This window comes from Streptomyces sp. NPDC046215 (assembly GCF_040646215.1).
Lineage (GTDB): Bacteria > Actinomycetota > Actinomycetes > Streptomycetales > Streptomycetaceae > Streptomyces > Streptomyces stramineus.
On the sequence record NZ_JBEYZW010000023.1, the window covers coordinates 1 to 22,767 of the forward strand.

At 71.3% G+C, this 22,767-nt stretch carries 23 protein-coding genes; 17 read left to right on the forward strand and 6 right to left on the reverse strand.

All coding sequences use genetic code 11. The features are described 5' to 3' along the window. Positions 1-182: 182 nt before the first annotated feature. The 8 genes from map (at position 183) to truA (ending at position 5,531) form a co-directional block, all read left to right on the forward strand. Positions 183-1,019, forward strand: a complete 837-nt coding sequence (gene map, locus ABZ951_RS12850) for a type I methionyl aminopeptidase (protein WP_344090734.1) — start codon at positions 183-185, stop codon at positions 1,017-1,019. 336 nt (positions 1,020-1,355) lie between these two features. After that, positions 1,356-1,577 (forward strand): translation initiation factor IF-1, encoded by a 222-nt coding sequence (gene infA / locus ABZ951_RS12855; protein WP_003956442.1) that lies wholly within the window; start codon positions 1,356-1,358, stop codon positions 1,575-1,577. A 61-nt stretch (positions 1,578-1,638) separates the two neighbouring features. Beyond that, complete coding sequence (rpmJ, locus tag ABZ951_RS12860; RefSeq protein ID WP_003956441.1) at positions 1,639-1,752, forward strand: 50S ribosomal protein L36; 114 nt, start codon at positions 1,639-1,641, stop codon at positions 1,750-1,752. Positions 1,753-1,928: 176 nt separating this feature from the next. Continuing rightward, positions 1,929-2,309 (forward strand): 30S ribosomal protein S13, encoded by a 381-nt coding sequence (rpsM, locus tag ABZ951_RS12865; RefSeq protein WP_344090736.1) that lies wholly within the window; start codon positions 1,929-1,931, stop codon positions 2,307-2,309. Between the two features lie 68 nt (positions 2,310-2,377). Then, positions 2,378-2,782: a 30S ribosomal protein S11 gene (gene rpsK / locus ABZ951_RS12870; protein ID WP_003956432.1), complete on the forward strand. Its 405-nt coding sequence runs from the start codon at positions 2,378-2,380 to the stop codon at positions 2,780-2,782. A 140-nt stretch (positions 2,783-2,922) separates the two neighbouring features. Then, on the forward strand, positions 2,923-3,945 hold the full coding sequence (locus ABZ951_RS12875; RefSeq protein WP_004946635.1) for a DNA-directed RNA polymerase subunit alpha: 1,023 nt from the start codon (positions 2,923-2,925) through the stop codon (positions 3,943-3,945). Between the two features lie 169 nt (positions 3,946-4,114). Beyond that, complete coding sequence (gene rplQ / locus ABZ951_RS12880) at positions 4,115-4,579, forward strand: 50S ribosomal protein L17 (RefSeq protein WP_344090738.1); 465 nt, start codon at positions 4,115-4,117, stop codon at positions 4,577-4,579. A 100-nt stretch (positions 4,580-4,679) separates the two neighbouring features. Then, positions 4,680-5,531, forward strand: coding sequence for a tRNA pseudouridine(38-40) synthase TruA (gene truA / locus ABZ951_RS12885; protein WP_344090740.1), 852 nt, complete (start codon positions 4,680-4,682; stop codon positions 5,529-5,531). Between the two features lie 83 nt (positions 5,532-5,614). Here the strand turns inward: truA and ABZ951_RS12890 are convergent, their stop codons facing one another. Then, positions 5,615-7,753, reverse strand: coding sequence for a glycosyltransferase (locus ABZ951_RS12890; RefSeq protein WP_344090743.1), 2,139 nt, complete (start codon positions 7,751-7,753; stop codon positions 5,615-5,617). A gap of 418 nt (positions 7,754-8,171) precedes the next feature. On the opposite strand from ABZ951_RS12890, the gene ABZ951_RS12895 reads away from it, so the two are divergent. After that, positions 8,172-8,981, forward strand: a complete 810-nt coding sequence (locus ABZ951_RS12895; protein WP_344090745.1) for a hypothetical protein — start codon at positions 8,172-8,174, stop codon at positions 8,979-8,981. A gap of 19 nt (positions 8,982-9,000) precedes the next feature. Here ABZ951_RS12895 and ABZ951_RS12900 read toward each other — a convergent pair whose 3' ends face one another. Then, a complete protein-coding gene (locus ABZ951_RS12900) occupies positions 9,001-9,945 on the reverse strand; it encodes a hypothetical protein (RefSeq protein WP_344090748.1) in 945 nt (314 codons plus the stop codon). Positions 9,946-10,001: 56 nt separating this feature from the next. On the opposite strand from ABZ951_RS12900, the gene ABZ951_RS12905 reads away from it, so the two are divergent. From ABZ951_RS12905 to glmM, 4 genes are all read left to right on the forward strand, one after another. After that, positions 10,002-11,621, forward strand: coding sequence for an ATP-binding cassette domain-containing protein (locus ABZ951_RS12905; protein ID WP_344090751.1), 1,620 nt, complete (start codon positions 10,002-10,004; stop codon positions 11,619-11,621). 306 nt (positions 11,622-11,927) lie between these two features. After that, positions 11,928-12,374 (forward strand): 50S ribosomal protein L13, encoded by a 447-nt coding sequence (gene rplM / locus ABZ951_RS12910; RefSeq protein WP_344090753.1) that lies wholly within the window; start codon positions 11,928-11,930, stop codon positions 12,372-12,374. Between the two features lie 43 nt (positions 12,375-12,417). Continuing rightward, positions 12,418-12,930, forward strand: a complete 513-nt coding sequence (rpsI, locus tag ABZ951_RS12915) for a 30S ribosomal protein S9 (protein ID WP_344090755.1) — start codon at positions 12,418-12,420, stop codon at positions 12,928-12,930. Between the two features lie 188 nt (positions 12,931-13,118). Beyond that, on the forward strand, positions 13,119-14,477 hold the full coding sequence (gene glmM / locus ABZ951_RS12920) for a phosphoglucosamine mutase (protein ID WP_344090758.1): 1,359 nt from the start codon (positions 13,119-13,121) through the stop codon (positions 14,475-14,477). 137 nt (positions 14,478-14,614) lie between these two features. On the opposite strand, the gene ABZ951_RS12925 is transcribed toward glmM, so the two are convergent. Further along, a complete protein-coding gene (locus ABZ951_RS12925; protein ID WP_344090785.1) occupies positions 14,615-15,544 on the reverse strand; it encodes a DUF389 domain-containing protein in 930 nt (309 codons plus the stop codon). A gap of 46 nt (positions 15,545-15,590) precedes the next feature. Continuing rightward, entirely contained in the window at positions 15,591-16,586 is a 996-nt protein-coding gene (gene coaA, locus ABZ951_RS12930) for a type I pantothenate kinase (protein WP_344090761.1), read from the reverse strand. 183 nt (positions 16,587-16,769) lie between these two features. Between coaA and ABZ951_RS12935 the strand changes: the two genes are divergently transcribed. The 4 genes from ABZ951_RS12935 (at position 16,770) to ABZ951_RS12950 (ending at position 22,075) form a co-directional block, all read left to right on the forward strand. Beyond that, the gene (locus tag ABZ951_RS12935) at positions 16,770-17,066 is read left to right on the forward strand and encodes a hypothetical protein (protein ID WP_344090764.1); all 297 of its coding nucleotides are present in this window, start codon (positions 16,770-16,772) and stop codon (positions 17,064-17,066) included. Positions 17,067-17,113: 47 nt separating this feature from the next. Next, a complete protein-coding gene (gene glmS / locus ABZ951_RS12940) occupies positions 17,114-18,961 on the forward strand; it encodes a glutamine--fructose-6-phosphate transaminase (isomerizing) (protein ID WP_344090766.1) in 1,848 nt (615 codons plus the stop codon). Beyond that, positions 18,958-19,326, forward strand: a complete 369-nt coding sequence (locus tag ABZ951_RS12945) for a holo-ACP synthase (RefSeq protein WP_344090768.1) — start codon at positions 18,958-18,960, stop codon at positions 19,324-19,326. The genes glmS and ABZ951_RS12945 overlap by 4 nt, the downstream gene beginning before the upstream one ends. Positions 19,327-19,465: 139 nt before the next feature. After that, positions 19,466-22,075 carry an NACHT domain-containing protein gene (locus ABZ951_RS12950; RefSeq protein WP_344090770.1) on the forward strand — a complete coding sequence of 870 codons (2,610 nt, stop codon included), beginning with the start codon at positions 19,466-19,468 and terminating at the stop codon, positions 22,073-22,075. A 41-nt stretch (positions 22,076-22,116) separates the two neighbouring features. On the opposite strand, the gene ABZ951_RS12955 is transcribed toward ABZ951_RS12950, so the two are convergent. Continuing rightward, positions 22,117-22,497 (reverse strand): hypothetical protein, encoded by a 381-nt coding sequence (locus ABZ951_RS12955; protein ID WP_344090772.1) that lies wholly within the window; start codon positions 22,495-22,497, stop codon positions 22,117-22,119. Continuing rightward, the gene (locus ABZ951_RS12960; protein ID WP_344090775.1) at positions 22,494-22,748 is read right to left on the reverse strand and encodes a hypothetical protein; all 255 of its coding nucleotides are present in this window, start codon (positions 22,746-22,748) and stop codon (positions 22,494-22,496) included. Before ABZ951_RS12960 ends, ABZ951_RS12955 begins: the two co-directional genes overlap by 4 nt. Positions 22,749-22,767 lie beyond the last annotated feature (19 nt).

The window sequence follows — 22,767 nt, forward strand, 5'->3', positions numbered from 1 at the left end:
CATCGAGGCACGTTGGGGGCGGTGCAGCTATGGCCAGGGGGGTTCCACAACTGGAGCGGCTGGAGCCGCATGTCCGGTTGGTCGTATGTTGTTCCGGGTGCCCTCGCGGGCGCCCGGACGCTCCGGCTCTTCGCCGGGGCGGATGTACGAAGCCGGTCGAACAGCCGAGAGAGGCACCCCCCATGGTCGAGATCAAGACCCCGGACCAGATCGCGAAGATGCGCGAGGCGGGGCTGGTCGTCGCCGCCATCCACGCGGCCACCCGGGAGGCGGCCGTGCCCGGTGCCACGACCAAGGACCTCGACGAGGTCGCCCGCAAGGTGCTGGCCGAGCACGGCGCGAAGTCGAACTTCCTGGGCTACGGGGGCTTCCCGGCCACCATCTGCACCTCGGTGAACGAGGTCGTGGTCCACGGCATCCCCGACACGAAGACCGTCCTGAAGGACGGCGACATCATCTCCATCGACGCCGGCGCCATCGTGGACGGCTGGCACGGTGACGCGGCCTTCACGGCCTTCGTCGGCACCGGTCACGCTCCGGAGCTGATCGAGCTGTCGCGCGTGACCGAGGAGTCGATGTGGGCCGGCATCGCGGCGGTGAAGAACGGCAACCGCCTGGTCGACATCTCCAAGGCCATCGAGGGCTACATCCGCCGCCAGCCGCGCCCGGCCTCGGGGAAGTACGGGATCATCGAGGACTACGGCGGGCACGGCATCGGCTCCGAGATGCACATGGACCCGCACCTGCTGAACTACGTCTCCCGCAAGCGCGGCAAGGGCCCCAAGCTGGTCCCGGGCTTCTGCATCGCGATCGAGCCGATGGTGAGCCTCGGCACGGCCCGCACGCACGTTCTGGCGGACGACTGGACGGTCCTCACGGACGACAAGACCTGGTCCTCCCACTGGGAGCACTCCGTCGCCCTGACGGAGCAGGGGCCGCTCGTCCTGACGGCGGTGGACGGCGGGCGCGCCAAGCTGGCGGAGTACGGGGTGACGGCGGCGCCGGACCCGCTGGCGTAGCCCGTCCCGGCGGGTCGTGGCTGCACCACCGCTGCGCGGCGGTGTCCTCAAACTCCCCCAGCTACCGCTGGGAGGTGCCCCCAGACGGGCTGTTTTGGCTGAGCTCAGCCGATACCAGCCCGTCCGGGAGCACCCCTAGGGGCACTCCCAGCGGAAGCCGGGGGAGTGACTGCCGTCGGCGTAACGATCTCCGCGGCTGGGCAGTCACCCCTGGATTAGTCTTTCGGGTTGCCCTGGCGTAGACTGACGCGTCGGCTCTCGTGTATCTGCATGCCTGCGTTCGTACGGTGTGCGTATTCGAGAGTCGATCAAGGTAGCCGATTCGAAAGGCGAAGCGTGGCCAAGAAGCAAGGTGCCATCGAGATCGAGGGCACCGTGATCGAGTCTCTGCCGAACGCAATGTTCAAGGTGGAGCTCCAGAACGGTCACAAGGTCCTCGCGCACATCAGCGGCAAGATGCGGATGCACTACATCCGCATCCTCCCCGATGACCGGGTTGTGGTGGAGCTTTCTCCCTACGACCTGACGCGTGGCCGGATCGTCTACCGCTACAAGTAGATCTTGTCGGAGCCCCCGTTTTCGTGGGGCGACGGCACTGACCCGGAGAACCTGACATCCCATGAAGGTCAAGCCGAGCGTCAAGAAGATCTGCGACAAGTGCAAGGTGATCCGCCGCCACGGTCGGGTCATGGTCATCTGCGACAACCTGCGCCACAAGCAGCGCCAGGGCTGACGCAGAACCTGCATTTCGCAGTTCTTCGCGCGACGCGAGCAAAAACGTACATACGCAGAGCCCGTCCAGCCATGGCTGGCGACACCTCCGGCGGGGGCCGGGGACCCGGAACGTACCTCGTACGGCGGCCGGGACCGGCTCTGCGTCAGACCCCCGAGAACATCTGGAGCCATTGAATGGCACGCGTTTCCGGTGTTGACATCCCGCGTGACAAGCGCGTGGAGGTCGCACTCACCTACGTCTTCGGTATCGGCCGCACCCAGTCGCAGAAGACCCTCGAAGCCACTGGTGTGAACCCCAACACCCGCGTTCGCGACCTTCCCGAAGAGGACCTGGTCAAGATCCGCGAGTACGTGGACGCCAACCTCAAGACCGAGGGTGACCTCCGTCGCGAGATCCAGGCCGACATCCGCCGCAAGGTCGAGATCGGCTGCTACCAGGGTCTGCGTCACCGTCGTGGCCTGCCGGTCCACGGTCAGCGCACCAGCACGAACGCTCGTACCCGCAAGGGCCCGCGTCGCGCCATCGCCGGCAAGAAGAAGCCGGGCAAGAAGTAGTCCGCAGCGGACGCTCATCAGCGGTCTTCGCTGTAGGACCGACCACCTCCCTCCATCAGGAGTAAGACATGCCCCCCAAGGGTCGTCAGGGCGCCGCCAAGAAGGTGCGCCGCAAGGAAAAGAAGAACGTCGCTCACGGGCACGCCCACATCAAGAGCACGTTCAACAACACCATCGTCTCGATCACGGACCCCTCGGGCAACGTGATCTCCTGGGCCTCCGCCGGTCACGTCGGCTTCAAGGGCTCGCGCAAGTCCACCCCCTTCGCCGCGCAGATGGCCGCCGAGTCGGCCGCCCGTCGCGCGCAGGAGCACGGCATGCGCAAGGTTGACGTCTTCGTCAAGGGTCCGGGTTCCGGTCGTGAGACCGCCATCCGTTCGCTGCAGGCGACCGGCCTCGAGGTCGGCTCCATCCAGGACGTCACCCCCACCCCGCACAACGGCTGCCGTCCGCCGAAGCGCCGCCGCGTCTGATCCGGGGGCCGCGAGGCCCGCTGATCATCTTCGCGCCGCTTGAACGGCACACGGGCGGTACGGCTCCTTCGGGCCGTGCCGCCCGTACCCTTGACCTAGGCATCAAATAGTGGGTGCCTAAGACTGGAAGGCAACATCTCATGCTGATCGCTCAGCGCCCCTCGCTGACCGAAGAGGTCGTCGACGAGTTCCGCTCCCGGTTCGTGATCGAGCCGCTGGAGCCGGGCTTCGGCTACACCCTCGGCAACTCCCTGCGTCGTACGCTCCTCTCCTCGATCCCGGGTGCGGCGGTCACGTCCATCCGCATCGACGGTGTCCTGCACGAGTTCACCACCGTGCCGGGCGTCAAGGAGGACGTCACCGACCTCATCCTGAACATCAAGCAGCTGGTCGTCTCCTCGGAGCACGACGAGCCGGTCGTGATGTACCTGCGCAAGCAGGGCCCCGGCCTGGTCACCGCTGCTGACATCGCCCCGCCGGCCGGTGTCGAGGTCCACAACCCCGACCTGGTGCTCGCGACCCTGAACGCCAAGGGCAAGCTGGAGATGGAGCTGACCGTCGAGCGCGGTCGCGGCTACGTCTCCGCCGTCCAGAACAAGCAGGTGGGCCAGGAGATCGGCCGTATCCCGGTCGACTCCATCTACTCGCCGGTGCTCAAGGTCACGTACAAGGTCGAGGCGACCCGTGTCGAGCAGCGCACCGACTTCGACAAGCTGATCGTCGACGTCGAGACCAAGCAGGCCATGCGCCCGCGCGACGCCATGGCGTCCGCCGGTAAGACCCTGGTCGAGCTGTTCGGTCTGGCCCGCGAGCTCAACATCGACGCCGAGGGCATCGACATGGGCCCGTCCCCCACGGACGCCGCCCTCGCCGCCGACCTGGCGCTGCCGATCGAGGAGCTCGAGCTCACGGTCCGCTCGTACAACTGCCTCAAGCGTGAGGGCATCCACTCCGTGGGTGAGCTCGTCGCCCGCTCCGAGGCCGACCTGCTCGACATCCGCAACTTCGGTGCGAAGTCGATCGACGAGGTCAAGGCGAAGCTGGCCGGCATGGGCCTGGCCCTCAAGGACAGCCCGCCCGGATTCGACCCCACCGCCGCCGCGGACGCCTTTGGCGCCGACGACGACGCGGATGCGGGTTTCGTGGAGACCGAGCAGTACTGATCGGTCTTCGGCTGCGGACCGGTTTCGGCCCGTCGCGCCCACGCGGCGGAGCCGCAGATCGATTCCGCCCCGCGCCCCTTCGGGGGCGCGGTTTCCGGCAGGCGGCCGCCTGCTCGGATACTGACTCCGGTACCTGATACGGCCGGGGCAGACACCTAGGAGAAACACCATGCCGCGTCCCGCAAAGGGTGCCCGTCTGGGCGGCAGCGCCGCGCACGAGAAGCTGCTCCTGGCGAACCTCGCCAAGTCGCTCTTCGAGCACGGCCGCATCACCACCACCGAGGCCAAGGCCCGTCGCCTGCGCCCCGTCGCCGAGCGTCTGATCACCAAGGCGAAGAAGGGCGACATCCACAACCGTCGCCAGGTGCTGCAGGTCATCACGGACAAGAGCATCGTGCACACGCTGTTCACCGAGATCGGTCCGGGCTTCGCCGAGCGTCCGGGTGGCTACACCCGCATCACGAAGATCGGTAACCGTCGTGGCGACAACGCCCCGATGGCCGTGATCGAGCTCGTCGAGCGCGAGATCGCGAAGAAGGCCACCGTCGCCGAGGCCGAGGCGGCCACGAAGCGCGCGGTCAAGGAGTCCGAGGCCGCGGCCGAGGCTCCGGCCGAGGAGTCCAAGGACGCCTGACGCATCTGATGCGTGAACGGACGGGCCCGCTCCCTTTCACCGGGGGGCGGGCCCGTCCCGCTTTTTCCGTGGCTGTGTTGTACAGAAGAAGGAATTCTCGGTGAGTGACGAGGTTGAGCCCGGCTTCGTACGGGTGCGGCTGGACCTGTCGTACGACGGCAAGGACTTCTCGGGCTGGGCCAAGCAGCGCACCCAGCGCACGGTCCAGGGCGAGATCGAGTCGGCGCTGGCGACGGTGATGCGGCTGAAGGAGCCGGTCGAGCTGACGGTCGCCGGCCGTACGGACTCGGGTGTGCACGCCCGCGGGCAGGTCGCGCACGTCGATCTGCCGGCCGAGGTGTGGGCCGAGCACGAGGAGAAGCTGCTGCGCCGGCTCGCCGGCCGGCTGTCGCACGACGTGCGAGTGTGGAAGGTCGCGGAGGCGCCGGCCGGTTTCAACGCGCGGTTCTCGGCGATCTGGCGGCGGTACGCCTACCGGGTCACCGACCACATCGGCGGTGTCGACCCGCTCTTGCGCGGTCATGTGCTGTGGCACGACTGGCCGTTGGACGTCGAGGCGATGAACTCCGCGTCCAGGCCGCTTCTCGGCGAGCACGACTTCGCCGCGTACTGCAAGAAGCGCGAAGGCGCGACGACCATCCGCACGCTGCAGCAGCTGAGTTGGGAGCGCGACGCGTCCGGTGTGGTCACCGCGACCGTGCGGGCCGACGCCTTCTGCCACAACATGGTGCGGTCGCTGGTGGGCGCGCTGCTGTTCGTCGGCGACGGGCACCGGCCGGTGGACTGGCCCGGCAAGGTTCTCGCCGCCGGCGTGCGCGACTCGGCCGTCCATGTCGTCCGGCCGCACGGCCTGACGCTCGAAGAGGTCGGCTACCCGGCCGACTCCGAGCTGGCCGCGCGCAATATCGAGGCACGCAACAAGCGGACGTTGCCGGGGGCAGGGTGCTGCTAGGGCCTGTTCGGCGGGCCTCGGGAACGCCGGAGGGCCGGTAGCCGCTGACCTCAGCGGCTACCGGCCCTCCGGCTGATGTTCCGTCAAGCCGCCTCAGGTGCCGGGCAGTTGATGGCCAGATCGCTGTTGACCGTGAAGTACGGCTTGATGCCGTCGATCTTCGGGTAGAGGTCGGTCTTGTTCCGGTCGACGATGTCACCGATGAGCCGGGCGACCTTGATCGGCTCGGCGTCGGGGGTCAGCCGCAGGGCCACGTCCCAGACGGTGTTCTCGTCACCGGCGCGGGCGGCCCGCAGCTCGGCGTACGGCAGGGTCACGCTGAAGGACGTGGCGTCCACGACGGTGACCTGCGCCGTGACCTTCTCGGCGGCTTCGACGCGCGGCGTGCACACCACGACCGGGTTGCTGTCGGAGGTGAACTCCGTGCCGTGCAGGGTGCCTTCGACGGTCAGGGCGGTGTCGCTCTGCCGGACCGCGCGGGCCTCGGCGTGTGCCGTGCGGTGCCAGGCGCGCAGGGCGAGGAAGCCGTCGACGGTCGGGTAGGGCACCCACCAGGTGAACGGCGCGCCGGGCAGCGGCTCCAGCTCCACCAGGCCGCGGCCCTCGGCGAGGTGCGAGACCACGCGGCGGCGGGCGCCGTCGTCGCCCCGGACGACGTGCAGGTCCCAGCGGCCCTCGCCGAGCCGCAGCTCACGGCGGTCGAGGACCGCCGTCCACGGGCCCTTGGGGGTGGCCGGTGCCGTGAGGGGCACGCTGACGGGCTTGCCCTCCTTGCGGCGGGTGACCGTCAGGGACAGCTTCTCGCCGGAGAGGCCCTTGCGGTCGACGGAGACGACGATGTTGCCGTCGGCGTCGACGCGGCAGGAGGCGGTGCAGCGCAGCGGCTTGCGGACGATGTCCTTGATGACCGCCTTCACCGCGGGCGTGGCGGGCTTGGCCACGGAGCGGCGCAGCGGGCGGAGGATCTTGCCGGCGGTGCGGCGCAGCATCTTCGACAGCGGCACGGGCGCGGGCTTGCGCTCACCCACCGTGTCGCCGGCGCCGGCTGCGGCTCCGGCGGCCGGGGCGGTGCCGGTGCCGGTGTCGCCGCCGAGGCTCGCGATGAGCTCCTCGTAGCGGCGGGCGATGGCGTCGGGGTGGTAGCGCTCGGCGGAGACGCGGGCGGCCCGGCCCATGGCGCGCCGCAGCTCGTCGTCCTCGATGAGCTTGAGGAGGCCCTTGGCGATGCCGTCGGCGTCGCCGACGGGCACGAGGAGGCCGTCCTTGCCGTCGCTGATGATCTCGCCGGGGCCGTGCGGGCAGTCGGTGGCGACGACCGGGACGCCGCAGTTCATGGCCTCCACGATCGTCATGCCGAAGGACTCCTCGCGGGAGGTCACGGCGGCGATGGAGCCCTTGGCCCACTCGGTCTCGATGGGGGAGTGGGCGCCCATGAGCGTGACGTGGTCGTTGAGGCCGAGGGTGTCGATCTGCTCGCGCAGCTTCGCCTGCTGGGGGCCGCGGCCGTAGATGCGCAGCTTCCAGTCGGGGCGGGTGGCGGCCACCGTGGCCCACGCCTTGACGAGCAGGTCGTAGCGCTTGACCGGGATGAGGCGGCCCGCGGCGACGACGAGCTTGGCGCTGCCGTCGGAGGGCTCGACCTCGGAGGCCGGGACGCCGTTGGGCAGGGCGATCAGCTTGGTCTTGATCCCGGGGAACTGCTCGCGGTGGGTGGCGGCGTCCGCGTCGGAGACGGAGGTGTGCGCGTCCAGGTGCGGGATCGCGAGGTCCTGGGCGGCGCGGATGTTCGGCTCGTGGGTGCCGTAGATCCGGTGCTCCTGGCCGATCCGCAGGTAGCGGTCCTGCCCGTACTCGGCGAGGTACATCACCAGGCCGGGGCGGGTGGCGATCACGACGTCGGCGTCGGTGCGGGCGAGGTGCTCGGCGACGCGCTTGTCGGTGAGGGCGCTGAAGTGCGCGCCCTTCGCCTCGACGGGCGGGACGAGCGCGCTGTCCTGCTGGAGCAGGGCGTTGTCCCGGTCGGCGCCGGTCTCGGCGCGGGTGTCGATGAGGTGGACGAGCTTCACCTTGCGGTGCAGGGGGAGCTTGGGCGTGCCACCGGTCCGGTGGATCGACACGATCTCCACGTCATGGCGCGTCGCGAGCGCGCTCGCGACGTTGAACGTGGAGCGGATCGTGCCGCCGATGCCGTAGGCGTTCTGCAAAAGGAAAGAGATCTTCATGGCGGTGTGTGCGCGGCCGGTCCGTCTCGGGCGCCGCGTCCGTCCTTCCCCCTGGCCTGGGTGTCCGGGTCATCCCTTGTAGGCGGACCGCTCGGCCGTGGGTGGTCGAGTGCGGTCCGAACCGTCGATTAAGACCGTTGGGAGGGATTTCGGTTGCCTGCGAAGGCTACATTGTGGCCTGAGTCACAGCCCTGGAGTCAAGGGTGACCGGCGTCCGCCGGGCCGCGGGCGCCTGCCCGTTGCCGCCGGGACGAATGCAGCACGCGGACGAACGTAGCCCATCCGTTCGGACGGGCGGGGCCCGGGGGCCGCCCGGAAGGATCAGACGGGCCGCCGCGTCGGACAGCCGTCCAGAGGGTAACCGTGCAACCGGGCGTGGCGTACGGCCGGACCCCCGGGGCGCTGGGAGGGTGGGCACGTGAAGGCGATGGTGGCGGTCTCCGCGGTCGTGGCCCTCGGGCTGGCGGCCGGGTGCAGCAGTGGCGGCGGCGTCCCGTCCGGGTCCGGTGGGTCCGGGCGTCCGGGCGGCGGCAGGGGCGAGGGCAAGGATTCGGGCGAGACCGTGCGGGTGCTGAGCCCCGCCCAGCTCAGACACGTGGAGCTGGGGCCCCGCGAGGTGCCCGGCTTCCTGATCGAGCGGGCGTCCGCGCTGGCCGCGGGCGGCGGCAGGCCCCGCACCGACAGCGAGCCCTGCCGGCCGCTGGTGGACGCCCTGGGCTCCCAGCCGAGCCCCGCGCCCGCCGCGTCGGTGGTCAACACCTTCGCCAAGGCCCGGGAGGACCAGCACTTCGAGGGCCTGCTCGGCATGATCAGGGTCTCGACGTACGGGCGGGACGGCGCGTCCGCCACGGTCGACGGCCTGCGGTCGGCCGCCCGGGCCTGTGCGCACGGCTTCCGGATGCGCACCGGCGAGGGCGAGCAGCAGAAGTTCGAGTCCGTGCGCGCGCTCCCGGCGCCGGAGCTGGGGGAGGACGCGGTGGCCTACCGCCTGGAGAACGCGACGGACCGGGCCCCGAGCCTGATCACGGTCGTGCGCTCCGGGTCCACGCTGTCGATGTTCTTCGCCACGAGCCTCTCGGACCCGGACGGCGTGGAGATCCCGCCGGAGCTGGTGCGGGCGCAGGTGGCGAAGGTGGAGCGGGCGGAGAAGAAGGCCCCCACGGTGCCGCCGCCGCCTTCGACCCCGGGGCCCGGTGAGGGCGGCGAGGCCGGGGACAGCGTCGGCTGACGGCCCCCGCGGCCGTCGGCTACGCCTGTTTCTTCTGGCTCGGCTTCGCCACCGACGCGTCCGCCTGCTGCTGCGCCCGGATCATGATGCGGCGGAAGGTGTAGCCCGCCACGTCCCGGCCGGCTTGCAGCGCGTCCTTGTCCTCCGAGGTCACGGCCTTGCCGTTGGTGTAGCCCGCCACGGTGAAGTACGCGTAGCGGCCCTCCGCGTTGCTGGTCAGCCGGCAGGCCGTGGACCGGCAGAAGGACGCGACGTCGTCGCCGGAGAGGGATTCGATGTTGCCCGCGGACTGCTCCTTGGCCTTGTCCGCCGCGGCCTTGGTGTCGAAGACGGCGACGCCGACGGTGACGGCGACCCCGTCGCGCACGTAGGTGGCGCGCAGGACCTTGCGACAGCCGTTGCCGGTGAGGACGGAGCCGAGCTCGCCCTGCGCGGCGGTGGCGCACTTCTCGGTGGTGGCCGTCGCGGCGCGCTGGTACTTGCGCTTGTCGAGCACCGGCTTGGTGTGCGGGAAGAGCGTCTTGGTGCTCAGCGGTGCCTTGTCCTTATCCGCGCTCGCGATGAAGTCCCGCGGGTTGGGCGGCGGAGGCGGGGCGACCTGGGAGAACGAGGGCTCCGGGGTCTTGGAGGCGCCGGGGACCTTCGCGGGGGCCGGGCCGGACGCCTGCTCGCTCTTGTGCGAGCCGGCGACGGTCACCGCCACGAGCGCGGCGATCACCCCGGCGGCCACGACGCCGCCGCCGGCGAACAGCAGCCGCTTGCGGCGCCGGCCGCGCTGGGCGCTGTCGTCGGCGAGCGCGGCCCAGTCCGGCGTCTGCGGCGCGGGCGGCACCGCGCCCCACGGCGGGGGCGGCGCCGGCGGCCCCTGTGGCGGCGGTGCCTGCGGCGGTGGGGGCCCCCACTGCGGTATCGGCTGGTGCGGATCCCCCGGGGCCCCGTGCGGCCCTCCCTGCCCAAAGCTCATGGCGTGCATCGTAAACCGGGTTGGTCGCAGCCCCCTCCGACGGAGAGAATCCCCCCATGGGACATGTGGAAGCGGGACACCTGGAGTACTACCTGCCGGACGGCCGGGTTCTGCTCGGCGATGTCTCCTTCCGGGTCGGCGAGGGGGCCGCGGTCGCGCTCGTCGGCGCCAACGGCGCGGGGAAGACGACACTGCTGCGGCTGCTCGCTGGTGAGCTCCAGCCGCACGGCGGCTCGGTCACCGTCACCGGCGGGCTCGGGGTGATGCCGCAGTTCGTCGGCTCCGTGCGGGACGACCGCACCGTCCGTGACCTGCTGGTCTCCGTCGCCGGGCCGAGCATCCGGCAGGCCGCGGCGGCCGTGGACGAGGCCGAGCACGCGATCATGACGCGGGACGACGAGGCCGCGCAGATGGCTTACGCCCAGGCCCTCTCCGACTGGGCGGAGGTGCGCGGGTACGAGGCCGAGACCACCTGGGACATGTGCACGATGGCCGCCCTCGGCGTCCCCTACGAGCAGGCCCAGTGGCGCCAGGTGCGCACCCTCTCCGGCGGTGAGCAGAAGCGGCTCGTCCTGGAGTCGCTGCTGCGCGGCACGGACGAGGTGCTGCTCCTGGACGAGCCGGACAACTACCTCGACGTCCCCGGCAAGCGCTGGCTGGAACAGAAACTGCGCGAGACGAAGAAGACGGTGCTGTTCGTCTCCCACGACCGCGAGCTGCTGGCCCGCTCAGCCGAGAAGATCATCAGCGTCGAGCCGGGCCCGGCCGGGTCGGACGTGTGGGTGCACGGCGGCGGCTTCGCCACGTACCACGAGGCCCGCAAGGAGCGCTTCGCGCGCTTCGAGGAGCTGCGCCGCCGCTGGGACGAGAAGCACGCCCAGCTGAAGAAGCTGGTGCTCAGCCTCCGCCAGGCCGCGTCCATCAGCCATGAGCTGGCCTCCCGGTACGCGGCCGCGCAGACCCGGCTGCGGAAGTTCGAGGAGGCCGGCCCGCCCCCGGAGCCGCCCCGCGAGCAGGACATCCGGATGCGGCTGCGCGGCGGGCGGACCGGTGTCCGCGCCGTGACCTGCGAGGGCCTGGAGCTGACGGGCCTGATGAAACCGTTCGACCTGGAGGTCTTCTACGGCGAGCGGGTCGCCGTCCTGGGCTCGAACGGCTCCGGCAAGTCCCACTTCCTGCGGCTGCTCGCCGGCGGGGACGTGGCCCACACGGGCCGGTGGAAGCTGGGCGCCCGGGTCGTGGCCGGCCACTTCGCGCAGACCCACGCCCACCCCGAGCTGCTGGGCCGCACCCTCGTCGACATCCTGTGGACCGAGCACGCCAAGGACCGCGGCGGGGCGATGTCCGTGCTGCGCCGGTACGAGCTGGAGAAGCAGGGCGACCAGCCCTTCGAGAAGCTCTCCGGCGGTCAGCAGGCCCGCTTCCAGATCTTGCTCCTGGAGCTGGCCGGCACGACGGCGCTGTTGCTGGACGAGCCGACGGACAACCTGGACCTGGAGAGTGCGGAGGCGCTGCAGGAGGGCCTGGAGGCGTATGAGGGGACGGTGCTCGCCGTCACCCACGACCGTTGGTTCGCTCGTTCGTTCGATCGTTTTGTGGTGTTCGGTGCGGACGGGCTCGTCCGGGAGGTTCCGGAGCCGGTGTGGGACGAGGCGCGGGTGGACCGGGCGCGGTAATACCGCCGGGCCCGCCCGCGGGGCCATCCGGGTGGCCCCGCCCGGGAGCCGGTGGGACCATGTTTTTGACCCTGCCGGTGCAGGACGGGTACTCTACGAGTTCGTTATGCGTATTGGCTTGGTCGTTCTCACGCGAGGGGCCCTTACGCTTGTCCACCCGGCCGATGACCAGCGGCTGGCAGGCGGGTTGCGTCCCCGTTTGTCGCCAAGGCTGTCGTGATCGTCCAGGTGGCCTTGTCAGGACCCGTCCCCTCGGCCCTTGTGGGCTTGGGGAGACCCCACTCTGAAGAAGCGAAGGCTACGACCGTGCGTACGTTCAGCCCCAAGCCCGGCGATGTCCAGCGCCAGTGGCACATCATTGACGCGCAGGACGTTGTCCTGGGCCGTCTGGCCTCTCAGGCCGCCAACCTTCTCCGCGGCAAGCACAAGCCTGTGTACGCGCCGCACGTTGACACCGGTGACTTCGTCATCATCATCAACGCCGACAAGGTGCACCTGTCCGGTAACAAGAAGACCCAGAAGCTGGCGTACCGCCACTCCGGCTTCCCGGGTGGTCTGCGCTCCGTCCGTTACGACGAGCTGCTCGACAAGAACCCCGAGAAGGCCGTCGAGAAGGCCATCCGGGGCATGGTGCCCAAGAACTCCCTCGGCCGCCAGATGCTCTCGAAGCTGAAGGTGTACTCGGGCAGCGAGCACCCGCACGCCGCTCAGATGCCGGTCCCGTTCGAGATCACCCAGGTCAAGCAGGGCTAGTCCCGGCCACCGCCGACCAGACAGAAAGTATCTGAGGAGAATCGTGGCTGAGACCACCGCCGAGACCCCCGTCGTCGAAGACGAGGCCGTCGAGGAGTACACCACCGAGACCGAGGTCGTCGAGTCGGAGTACACCTCCGAGTCCCTCGCCTCCCGCTTCGGTGACCCGCAGCCGGCCGCCGGCCTGGGCCGTCGCAAGAACGCCATCGCCCGCGTCCGGATCGTCCCGGGCACCGGCAAGTGGAAGATCAACGGTCGCACCCTTGAGGACTACTTCCCCAACAAGGTGCACCAGCAGGAAGTCAACGAGCCCTTCAAGGTGCTCGAGCTCGACGACCGCTACGACGTCATCGCCCGCATCGCGGGTGGCGGCGTGTCCGGCCAGGCCGGCGCCCTGCGCCTCGGCGTGGCCCGTGCGCTGAACGAGGCGGACGTGGACAACAACCGCGGCGCGCTCAAGAAGGCCGGCTTCCTCTCCCGCGACGACCGTGCGGTCGAGCGCAAGAAGGCCGGTCTCAAGAAGGCCCGCAAGGCTCCGCAGTACAGCAAGCGCTAAACACGCGCTTCGCTGCTCCTGCTCGAACGCCCCGGCGGCACGATCCGTGCCGCCGGGGCGTTCGGCTATCGACGGCACGGGGCGTATACCTGGATGTACCCGGATGCAACGCTCCGGTCCCGGACTCGACATCTTTCTCTGCGGGGGCCTCGCGGGCCCCTACTCCCGCGTTTTTTCGGAGGACACCAGTGGGACGACTCTTCGGTACGGACGGTGTGCGCGGCGTTGCCAACGCAGATCTGACGGCTGAGCTCGCGCTCGGCCTCTCGGTCGCCGCGGCGCACGTGCTCGCCGAGGCGGGCACGTTCGAGGGCCACCGCCCCGTGGCCGTGGTCGGCCGAGATCCGCGTGCGTCCGGGGAGTTCCTGGAGGCCGCCGTGGTGGCCGGGCTGGCCAGCGCGGGCGTCGACGTCCTGCGGGTGGGCGTCCTGCCGACGCCGGCCGTCGCCTACCTGACCGGTGCTCTGGGCGCCGACCTCGGCGTGATGCTCTCCGCGAGCCACAACGCCATGCCGGACAACGGTGTCAAGTTCTTCGCCCGCGGCGGCCACAAGCTCGCCGACGAGCTGGAGGACCGCATCGAGCGCACCTACCGCGCCCACGCCTCCGGTGAGCCCTGGGACCGGCCCACCGGCGCCGGCGTCGGCCGGGTCCGCGACTACGACCAGGGCTTCGACAACTACGTCGCCCACCTGATCGGTGTGCTGCCCAACCGTCTCGACGGCCTCAAGGTCGTCATCGACGGCGCCCACGGTGCCGCCGCCCGGGTCTCCCCCGAGGCGTTCGCGCGCGCCGGCGCCGAGGTCATCACCATCGGCACCGAGCCCGACGGCCTCAACATCAACCACGAGTGCGGCTCCACCCACCTGGACAAGCTGCGCGCCGCCGTCGTCGAGCACAGCGCCGACCTGGGCGTCGCCCACGACGGCGACGCCGACCGCTGCCTGGCCGTGGACGCCAAGGGCGAGGAGGTCGACGGCGACCAGATCCTCGCCGTCCTGGCCCTCGCCATGCGCGAGGCGGGCTCGCTGCGCAAGAACACCGTCGTCGCCACCGTGATGTCCAACCTGGGCTTCAAGCTGGCCATGGAGCGCGAGGGTGTCGACTTCATCCAGACGGCGGTCGGCGACCGCTACGTGCTGGAGGAGATGAAGGCCCACGGCTACGCCCTGGGCGGCGAGCAGTCCGGGCACGTCATCGTCCTCGACCACGCCACCACCGGCGACGGCACCCTGACCGGCCTGATGCTGGCCGCGCGCGTCGCCGCCACCGGCCGCACCCTCGCGGATCTCGCCGGGGTCATGGAGCGGCTGCCGCAGGTCCTGATCAACGTCCGCGATGTCGACAAGAGCCGGGTGAACTCCTCGCCGGAGCTCGCCGCGGCCGTCGCCCACGCCTCCGACGAGCTGGGCTCCACCGGCCGGGTGCTGCTGCGCTCCTCCGGCACGGAGCCGCTGGTGCGCGTCATGGTCGAGGCCGCGGACATCGAGCAGGCGCGCGCGGTGGCGCAGCGGCTGGCCGACGTCGTGAAGTCGACGCTCGGCTAAGGCCTTTCCGGCGGGAGGTGGGTGCACCACCGCTGCGCGGCGGTGTCTCAAATGCCGGACGGGCTGAAAGCCCGTCCGGCATTTGAGGACGCGCCCGCAGGGCGCTCGCCGCCGCAGGCGGCAACGACGCGCCGCAGTCAGACGGCTCGCCGCTGTCGCGCCCAGGACCACTTCTGGGCGAGGAGCGTCAGCGTCCCCGCCGCGATGATCCCCAGCAGGTTCAGCGCCAGCTGCACCGCCGAGCCGCGGGTCTCGGACCAGTTCCCGTACGACAGGGCGACGGCCGCGTTCGCCGCGGCCGGCACGGTCGTCACCGAGATCGCCACCCCGATCAGTGCCCCGGACTTCGCCGAGGTCAAAGAGAGAATGCCGGCGATTCCGGCCAGGAACGCCACCACGAAGGAGAAGGCGTCCGGCTGCCAGATGAACGCGGTCTGCGGGCGGTCGCCGAGGAACCTGGCCTCGTCGAAGAGCCCCAGCGCGTCCATCAGCACGCTGAAGCCGCCGGTCAGCAGCATCGCCGCGGGGAAGCCCACGAGCAGCGCGATCAGCGAGCGCCACGCCAGCCGCGGCGCCCGGCGCACCATGGCCGTGCACAGCCCGGCCAGCGGGCCGAACTCCGGGCCCACCGCCATGGCGCCCACGATCAGGATCGCGCTGTCGATCATCACGCCGCAGGCGGCGAGCATCGTGGCGACGGTCAGGAACGCCAGGAAGGTGACGGTGAGCGTCGACTCCTCGTGCGTCTCCTCGACGAGCGACTCCCAGACGATCGCGTCCGCGCCCTCGCCCGGCGCGTCCCGCTCCGCCCGGTCGGCGCTGCGGGAGAGCGTCAGGCCGACGTTCTCGGCCGAGATCGCGCCCCACTCCGGCAGGCCGGTCGCGCGCAGCCGCTCCAGCAGCTCGTCGGCGGCCTCCCGTGCCACGTCGCACAGCACGACGTCGCCCCGCGGGTCGCGGGCGGCCCCGGTGAGTACGGCCAGATGGGTGGTGCCGACGCTCTGCTCCACGAGGGCGACGATCTCGTCGGTGCGGTCGGCGGGAGTGATCATCCGCAGATGCAGCAGGGGCACCTGGTGGGTCCGTCCTGTCGGGCCGGGCGTGCCGGGCGGGTCAGAGCTTGCGCAGGGAGAGCCGCTGGACCTTGTGGTCCGGGCCCTTGCGCAGGATGAGGTTGGAGCGGCCGCGGGTGGGTGCCACGTTCTCCAGCAGATTGGGCTTGTTGATGGTGCGCCAGTTCCGGTGGGCGTACTCCAGGGCCTCCTCCTCGGAGACCTGGGTGTACCGGCGGAAGTAGGAGTCCGGGTCCTGAAAGGCCGTCAGGCGCAGCTTCTTGAAGCGCTCGTAGTACCAGCGCTCGATGTCCTCCGAGCGCGCGTCGACGTAGACGCTGAAGTCGAAGAAGTCGGCGAGCCCGACGCGGGTGCGCCCGTCCTTGCCGGGGAGGGCCGGCTGGAGGACGTTGAGGCCCTCGATGATGAGGATGTCCGGGCGGTGCACGGTCAGCCGTTCGCCGGGCACGATGTCGTAGATGAGGTGGGAGTAGACGGGCGCGGTGACCTCGTCCTTGCCGGCCTTCACGTCGGCGACGAAACGGGTCAGGGCGCGCCGGTCGTAGGACTCGGGGAAACCTTTCCGCGACATCAGGCCGCGGCGGTGCAGCTCGTCGTTGGGGAGCAGGAAGCCGTCCGTGGTCACCAGTTCGACGCGGGGGTGCTCGGGCCAGCGGGCCAGCAGCGCCTGGAGCAGCCGGGCGGTGGTCGACTTGCCCACCGCGACACTGCCCGCGACCCCTATGACGAAGGGGGTGCCGGGCTGTGAGCCGTGCCCGCGGTCGCCCGCCTCGCCCAGGAAGGTGTTGAGGGTGCCGCGCAGCCGGCTCGTGGCCTCGACGTAGAGATTGAGCAGCCGGGACAGCGGCAGGTAGACGTCCCGGACCTCGTCGAGGTCGATGACGTCGCCGAGCCCGCGCAGGCGCTCGACCTCTTCCGCTGTCAGGGGCAGCGGGGTGTTCTCCCGCAGGGCGCTCCACTCGGCGCGCGTCAGGTCCACGTAGGGCGACGAGTCGGCGCGGCGGCGTTGCTGCGGGTGCTCTGTGGTGGTCGGCACGTCGCCCATTGTGCGCGGGTGAGGCCCGGCGTTCACTTCCGGGGGGTGCTCGGTACGGGTGTTCTTGTGCGGTTCGGGTGGCTCGTGCGGCACCGGACGGTGAAGTTCGGCAGCGAGCCTGTACCTACTGGCCGGTCAGTACTAGCGTCCCAGCCTCCGCGCCCCGACCACGCTAGGGATGCCGTGTTCGCTCTGCTGCTCGTACGGGCCGCCGCCCGCCGGATCGTCTGCCGTGACCCCCGCCCCGCCGCCCGGGCCGCGCACCGCCCGCACCGCCCCCGCGTCCGCCGCCGCGCCCCGGACGACTTCGCCGCGCGGGTGTGCGGCGAGCTGGCGGCCGAACTGCCCGAGGAGGACCTGGGCCAGGACCTCGCCGACTGCCTCGACCGCTATGAGCTGGGCAGCAAGCCGCGCTGCGAGGAGGTGGAGTACCTCGAACTCCTCCAGGAGGCCATCGACCGGATCGAACGCGGGCGTTGAGCCGTTGGGGCCACCCGCGGGGCCGCCCGGGCCGTACGCTGCTCCGCATGTGCGGAATCGTTGGCTATGTGGGAGGGCAGTGCGCCCTCGACGTCGTATTGGCAGGGCTGCGGCGGCTGGAGTACCGCGGCTATGACTCGGCCGGGGTCGCGGTGCTGGCCGACGGCGGCCTGGCGGCCGCCAGAAAGGCGGGCAAGCTCGCCAATCTGGAGAAGGAGCTGGCCGACCGGCCCCTGCCGTCCGGCCCGACCGGCATCGGCCACACCCGGTGGGCCACCCACGGCGGCCCCACGGACGCCAACGCCCACCCGCACCTCGACAACGCCGGGCGCGTCGCCGTCGTCCACAACGGCATCATCGAGAACTTCGCCGCCCTGCGCGCCGAGCTCGCCGAGCGCGGCCACGTCCTGGGCTCCGACACCGACACCGAGGTCGTCGCCCACCTGCTCGCGGAGGCGTTCTCCTCCTGCGGCGACCTCGCCGAGTCGATGCGGCAGGTGTGCCGGCGGCTGGAGGGCGCGTTCACGCTCGTCGCCGTCCACGCGGACGAGCCGGACGTCGTCGTCGGCGCCCGCCGCAACTCCCCGCTGGTCGTCGGCGTCGGCGACAACGAGTGCTTCCTCGCCTCCGACGTGGCCGCCTTCATCGCCCACACCCGCGAGGCGATCGAGCTGGGCCAGGACCAGGTCGTGGAGCTGCGCCGGGAGGGCGTGACCGTCACCGACTTCGACGGCGCCCCCGCGGAGGTCCGCGCCTACCACGTCGACTGGGACGCCTCGGCCGCCGAGAAGGGCGGCTACGACTACTTCATGCTGAAGGAGATCGCCGAGCAGCCGAAGGCGGTCGCCGACACCCTGCTGGGCCGCATCGACGCGGCGGGTTCGCTCTCCCTGGACGAGGTCCGCATCCCGGCCTCCGTGCTGCGCGAGGTCGACAAGGTCGTCATCGTGGCCTGCGGCACGGCCTACCACGCGGGAATGATCGCCAAGTACGCCATCGAGCACTGGACGCGGATCCCGTGCGAGACGGAGCTGGCCAGCGAGTTCCGCTACCGCGACCCGATCCTCGACCAGCGGACGCTGGTGATCGCCATCAGCCAGTCGGGCGAGACGATGGACACCCTGATGGCGCTGCGGCACGCGCGCGAGCAGGGCGCCCGGGTCCTGGCGATCTGCAACACCAACGGGTCGACGATCCCGCGCGAGTCGGACGCCGTGCTGTACACGCACGCGGGCCCGGAGGTCGCGGTCGCCTCGACGAAGGCGTTCCTGACCCAGCTCGTGGCCTGCTACCTGGTCGCCCTGTACCTGGGCCAGGTGCGCGGCACCAAGTGGGGCGACGAGATCGTGTCGGTGATCCACGAGCTGTCGGAGATCGCGACCCAGGTGGACGAGGTACTGGAGACCATGGAGCCGGTGCGCGAGCTGGCCCGGTCCCTGGCCGGCAAGAACACCGTCCTCTTCCTCGGCCGCCACGTGGGCTACCCCGTGGCCCTGGAGGGCGCGCTGAAGCTCAAGGAGCTCGCCTACATGCACGCCGAGGGGTTCGCGGCCGGGGAGCTCAAGCACGGGCCGATCGCGCTGATCGAGGAGGACCTGCCGGTGGTCGTCGTCGTCCCCTCGCCGCGCGGCCGGTCGGTGCTCCACGACAAGATCGTCTCCAATATCCAGGAGATCCGGGCGCGGGGGGCGCGCACCATCGTCATCGCCGAGCGGGGCGATACGGCCGTCCGCCCGTACGCCGACCACCTCATCGAGATCCCGCCGACCCCGGTGCTGCTCCAGCCCCTCGTCGCCACGGTGCCGCTCCAGGTCTTCGCCTGCGAGCTGGCGACCGCGCGCGGCAACGAGGTCGACCAGCCGCGCAACCTCGCCAAGTCGGTGACCGTCGAATGATCATCGGAGTGGGGATCGACGTCGCCGAGATCGACCGCTTCGGCGTCTCGATGCGCCGCACGCCGGGCATGGCCGAGCGGCTGTTCGTCGAGCGGGAGCTGTACCTGCCCAGCGGCGAGCGGCGGGGCACGGCCTCGCTCGCGGCCCGCTTCGCGGCCAAGGAGGCCCTGGCGAAGGCCCTGGGCGCCCCGGCGGGCCTGCTCTGGACCGACGCCGAGGTCGTGACGGAGGACAGCGGGCAGCCCCGGCTGGTCGTCTCGGGCACGGTGGCGGCGCGGGCGGAGCTGCTGGGGGTGCGGTCCTGGCACGTCTCGCTGAGCCACGACGCGGGGGTGGCGTCGGCGGTGGTGATCGCCGAGGGATAGCGGGACCGGCCCGGGATGTACCGCTCCGACCGGGCCCGAACCGCGCATGTCGCCTTTCCCCACGCCGCTCCAACTTCCCTCCCGTATCGTCGGATCGGCTGTTCGGCTGTTCGGCGAGGGACGGGGCGGGGGACGAGGCATGCATCCGGCGAGGGAACGGATCGCGGCCGTCTTCGGGCGGCGCCAGGGCAGCGGCTACCTCCTCACGCCGCGGCTCGTCCTGACCGCCGCACACGTCGTCGGCGACTGCGAGACGCCCCGGGTGATCGTGCCGGGCGGCGCCGGGCCGGTGCGCTGCCGCCTCGCGTGGGCGCGGGACGACAGCCGCCGCTGTGACGCCGCGCTGCTGACCGCCGAGCGGGATCTCGTCCCCGAAGAGGCGGCGGCCGCCTTCGAACCGCTGGTCTGGGGCCGCTCCTACGACCTGAGGGCGTGGCCGGGGGCCCAGGCCGTCGGTTTTCCGCAGGTCCAGCGGGACGCCGAGGAGGAGCTCGACACCGAGCAGGTCGTGGGCACCTTCAAGCCGGGCAGCAGCATGCTCAGCGGCCGGCACGTCCTCGACAGCGAACACCGCGCGCCGGAGCCGCCCGACGGCGGCGGCTCGCCGTGGGCGGGGATGTCCGGCGCCGCGGTCTTCGTCGACGGGCTGCTCGCCGGGGTGGTGTGCGCGGACCCGGCCGGCTGGGGGCACGGGCGGCTGACGGTGACGCCCTCGGCGACGCTCTGGTCGGACTTCCAGTTCCTCAAGGAGTGCCTCCTGGCCGGGCACAAGCCGGAGTCGCGGTCGCTGACCTCCCACCGGGAGCTGGAGATCGAGGCGTTCGAGGGGAGGCTGCGGGACTACGTCGTGGGGAAGGCCGGTGAGCTGACGATCATCGGGCTCACCCTCTCCGACAGCGAGGGGGAGAGCTGGCCCCTCGACGCCGCCTATCTCAGCCTGGAGCTGACGGACACGGACCCCGACCGGGCCGTGGCCGCGGAGGGCTTCGGGGCGGCGGAGGCGGGTTCCCGGCCCGGTCCGGCGCCGCGGCGGGCGGAGGAGGCGCTGTCCGGGCGGCGGCGGGTGCTGCTGCGCGGGGCCGCGGGTTCCGGGAAGACGACGCTGCTGCAGTGGCTCGCCACGATCACCGCGCGCGGTGACCTGCCGCCCGGGCTCGGGCACTTGAGCGGCTGCATGCCGCTGCTCCTGCCCCTGCGGACCCTGATCCGCCGGGGCGAGCTGCCCCGGCCCGAGGAGTTCCTCGCCACCGCCGCCGCACCGCTGGCCGGGCTGCCCGCGGCACAGGGGTGGGCGACGCGCCGGCTCGCCGAGGGAACGGTCCTGCTGCTCGTCGACGGGGTGGACGAGGTCCCCGAGGCCGACCGTCGCCGCACCCTGAGCTGGATCAAGGACCTGCTGGCCGCCTACCCCGACGCGCGGTACGTGCTGACGACGCGCCCCTCCGCCGTACGGGAGGGCTGGCTCGCGGACGCCGGGTTCACGGAGCTGGAACTGCTGCCGATGGGCCGCGGGGACGTCCTGGCCTTCATCGACCGCTGGCACACGGCCGCCGGAGCACAGCGGAACGCGCAACTGCGCGAGATGGGGGAGGCCCTGGCCGCTGCGGTCGTCGCCAAGCGCGACCTGGGGAGGCTGGCCACCAACCCCCTGATGTGCGCGCTGATCTGCGCCCTCAACCGCTCCCGGCGCGGCTACCTGCCGCACGGCCGGATGGAGCTCTACCGCGCCGCGCTGGAGCTCCTCCTCGTCCGCCGGGACCGCGAGCGCGACATCGCCGTCGGCCTGGAGAGCCCGGAGCTGGAACAGGCGCAGACCGCGCTGCTGCGGAAGATCGCCTACTGGCTGATCCGCAACGGCCGCCACGAGATCGCCTGGCACAAGGCCGTGGAGATCCTGGAACGGGCGCTGCCCGCGATGCCGGCCGTCGCGGCACGCGGCAGCGCGGAGGACATCCTGCGCCATCTGGTACTGCGCAGCGGCCTGCTGCGCCAGCCGACGAGCGGCACGCTGGACTTCATTCACCGTACTTTCCAGGACTACCTGGGCGCCCAGGCCGCCGTGGACGACTGGGACTTCGACGTCCTGGTCGAGCACGCGCACGACACCCAGTGGGAGGACGTCCTGCGGATGGCGGTCGGGCACGCGGCGCCGCGCGCCCGGGCGGAGCTGCTGCACCTGCTGCTGGAGCGGGGGGACCGGGAGGAGCCCGCCCGGCACCGGCTGCACCTGCTGGCCGCGGCCTGCCTCGAACACGCCACGGAGGTCGACCCGGAGATTCGGACCCGGGTGGAGAAGGCCGCGGCGGAACTGGTCCCGCCGCGGGATCCCGAGTCGGCGAAGGAACTGGCGGCGGCGGGCCGCGTGGTGCTGGATCTGCTGCCGGGGCCCGAGGGGCTGGAGGAGGAGGTGGCGCACGCGGTGGTCGTGGCGGCGACGACGGTGGCGGACGACCACGCGATCCCCCTGCTGTCCCGCTACGCGACCCACCGCTCCCTCCGGGTCCGGGCCCAGCTCGCGTGGGCGTGGGACCGTTTCGACACGGAGCAGTACGCGGAGGCGGTGATCGGGAGGCTGCCGTACGCGGATGAGGGGGAGGGGGAGCTGCGCTTCGTGGCGAAGTCAAGGGAGCACGAGCGGATGCTCAGGAAGCTGGGCGGGAGCCGGCTGGTGCAGTACCGGGGCTTGGACGCCACCACCCAGAACCTGACTGACTTCCTGGTGAGGCTTCCCGGGCCCCGCCAGAAGTAGTGCCGCTCACTCGTTCCGGACCGTGAGTGGCACGCGCATGGTCATGGATTGATGTCGAGCAGCCGTACGGGGTGGTTTTCCCAGCGCTTGGGCGCGGCCGTGGCGATGAACGCCCCATCCGGTCGTTCAGGCATCGGCTCCGCCGCGTACCGGGTGTGCGCGACAGCCCAGCTGTCGTCGCGGGCGACGGCCAGGGCGGCGGGCAGGTCCAGGTCGAGAACGGTGATGCCGGGCATGGAGACGAGGTGCTCGGCGGCGCCGGGTCGGGCCCGGTCCGCTTCCACCAGGGCACAGGTTGTGACGTACACGTACCAGCCTGCTTCGGCATGTGCACGGTGAATGAGTCGGGAGACGACGAAGTTGCCCTGCCCGGCGGCGACCATGGCCGTCTCGTCGAGCAGGACATGGATCTGATCGCTCACCGCATGGCCTCGGCGAGGCGCCGGTCCAGCTCGGCGTCCAGTCGCGCCTCTTCGTCCGCGGTGGGGTTGTAGCCGTTCCACTCGTACAGCAGCTGTCGGGCCCGTTCGGCCCGTTCGGCCCGTTCGGTCGGGGTGAGGGCCTGTTCGGCCAGGCGGGCAAGGTAGGCGCGCAGCGACAGACCTTCTGCCGCGGCTACCTCTGCGAGGCGATCGCGGGCGTCGGTGGAGATGCGGATGTTGGCGTCAGCCATGCTCGGTCCTTCCGGTCGT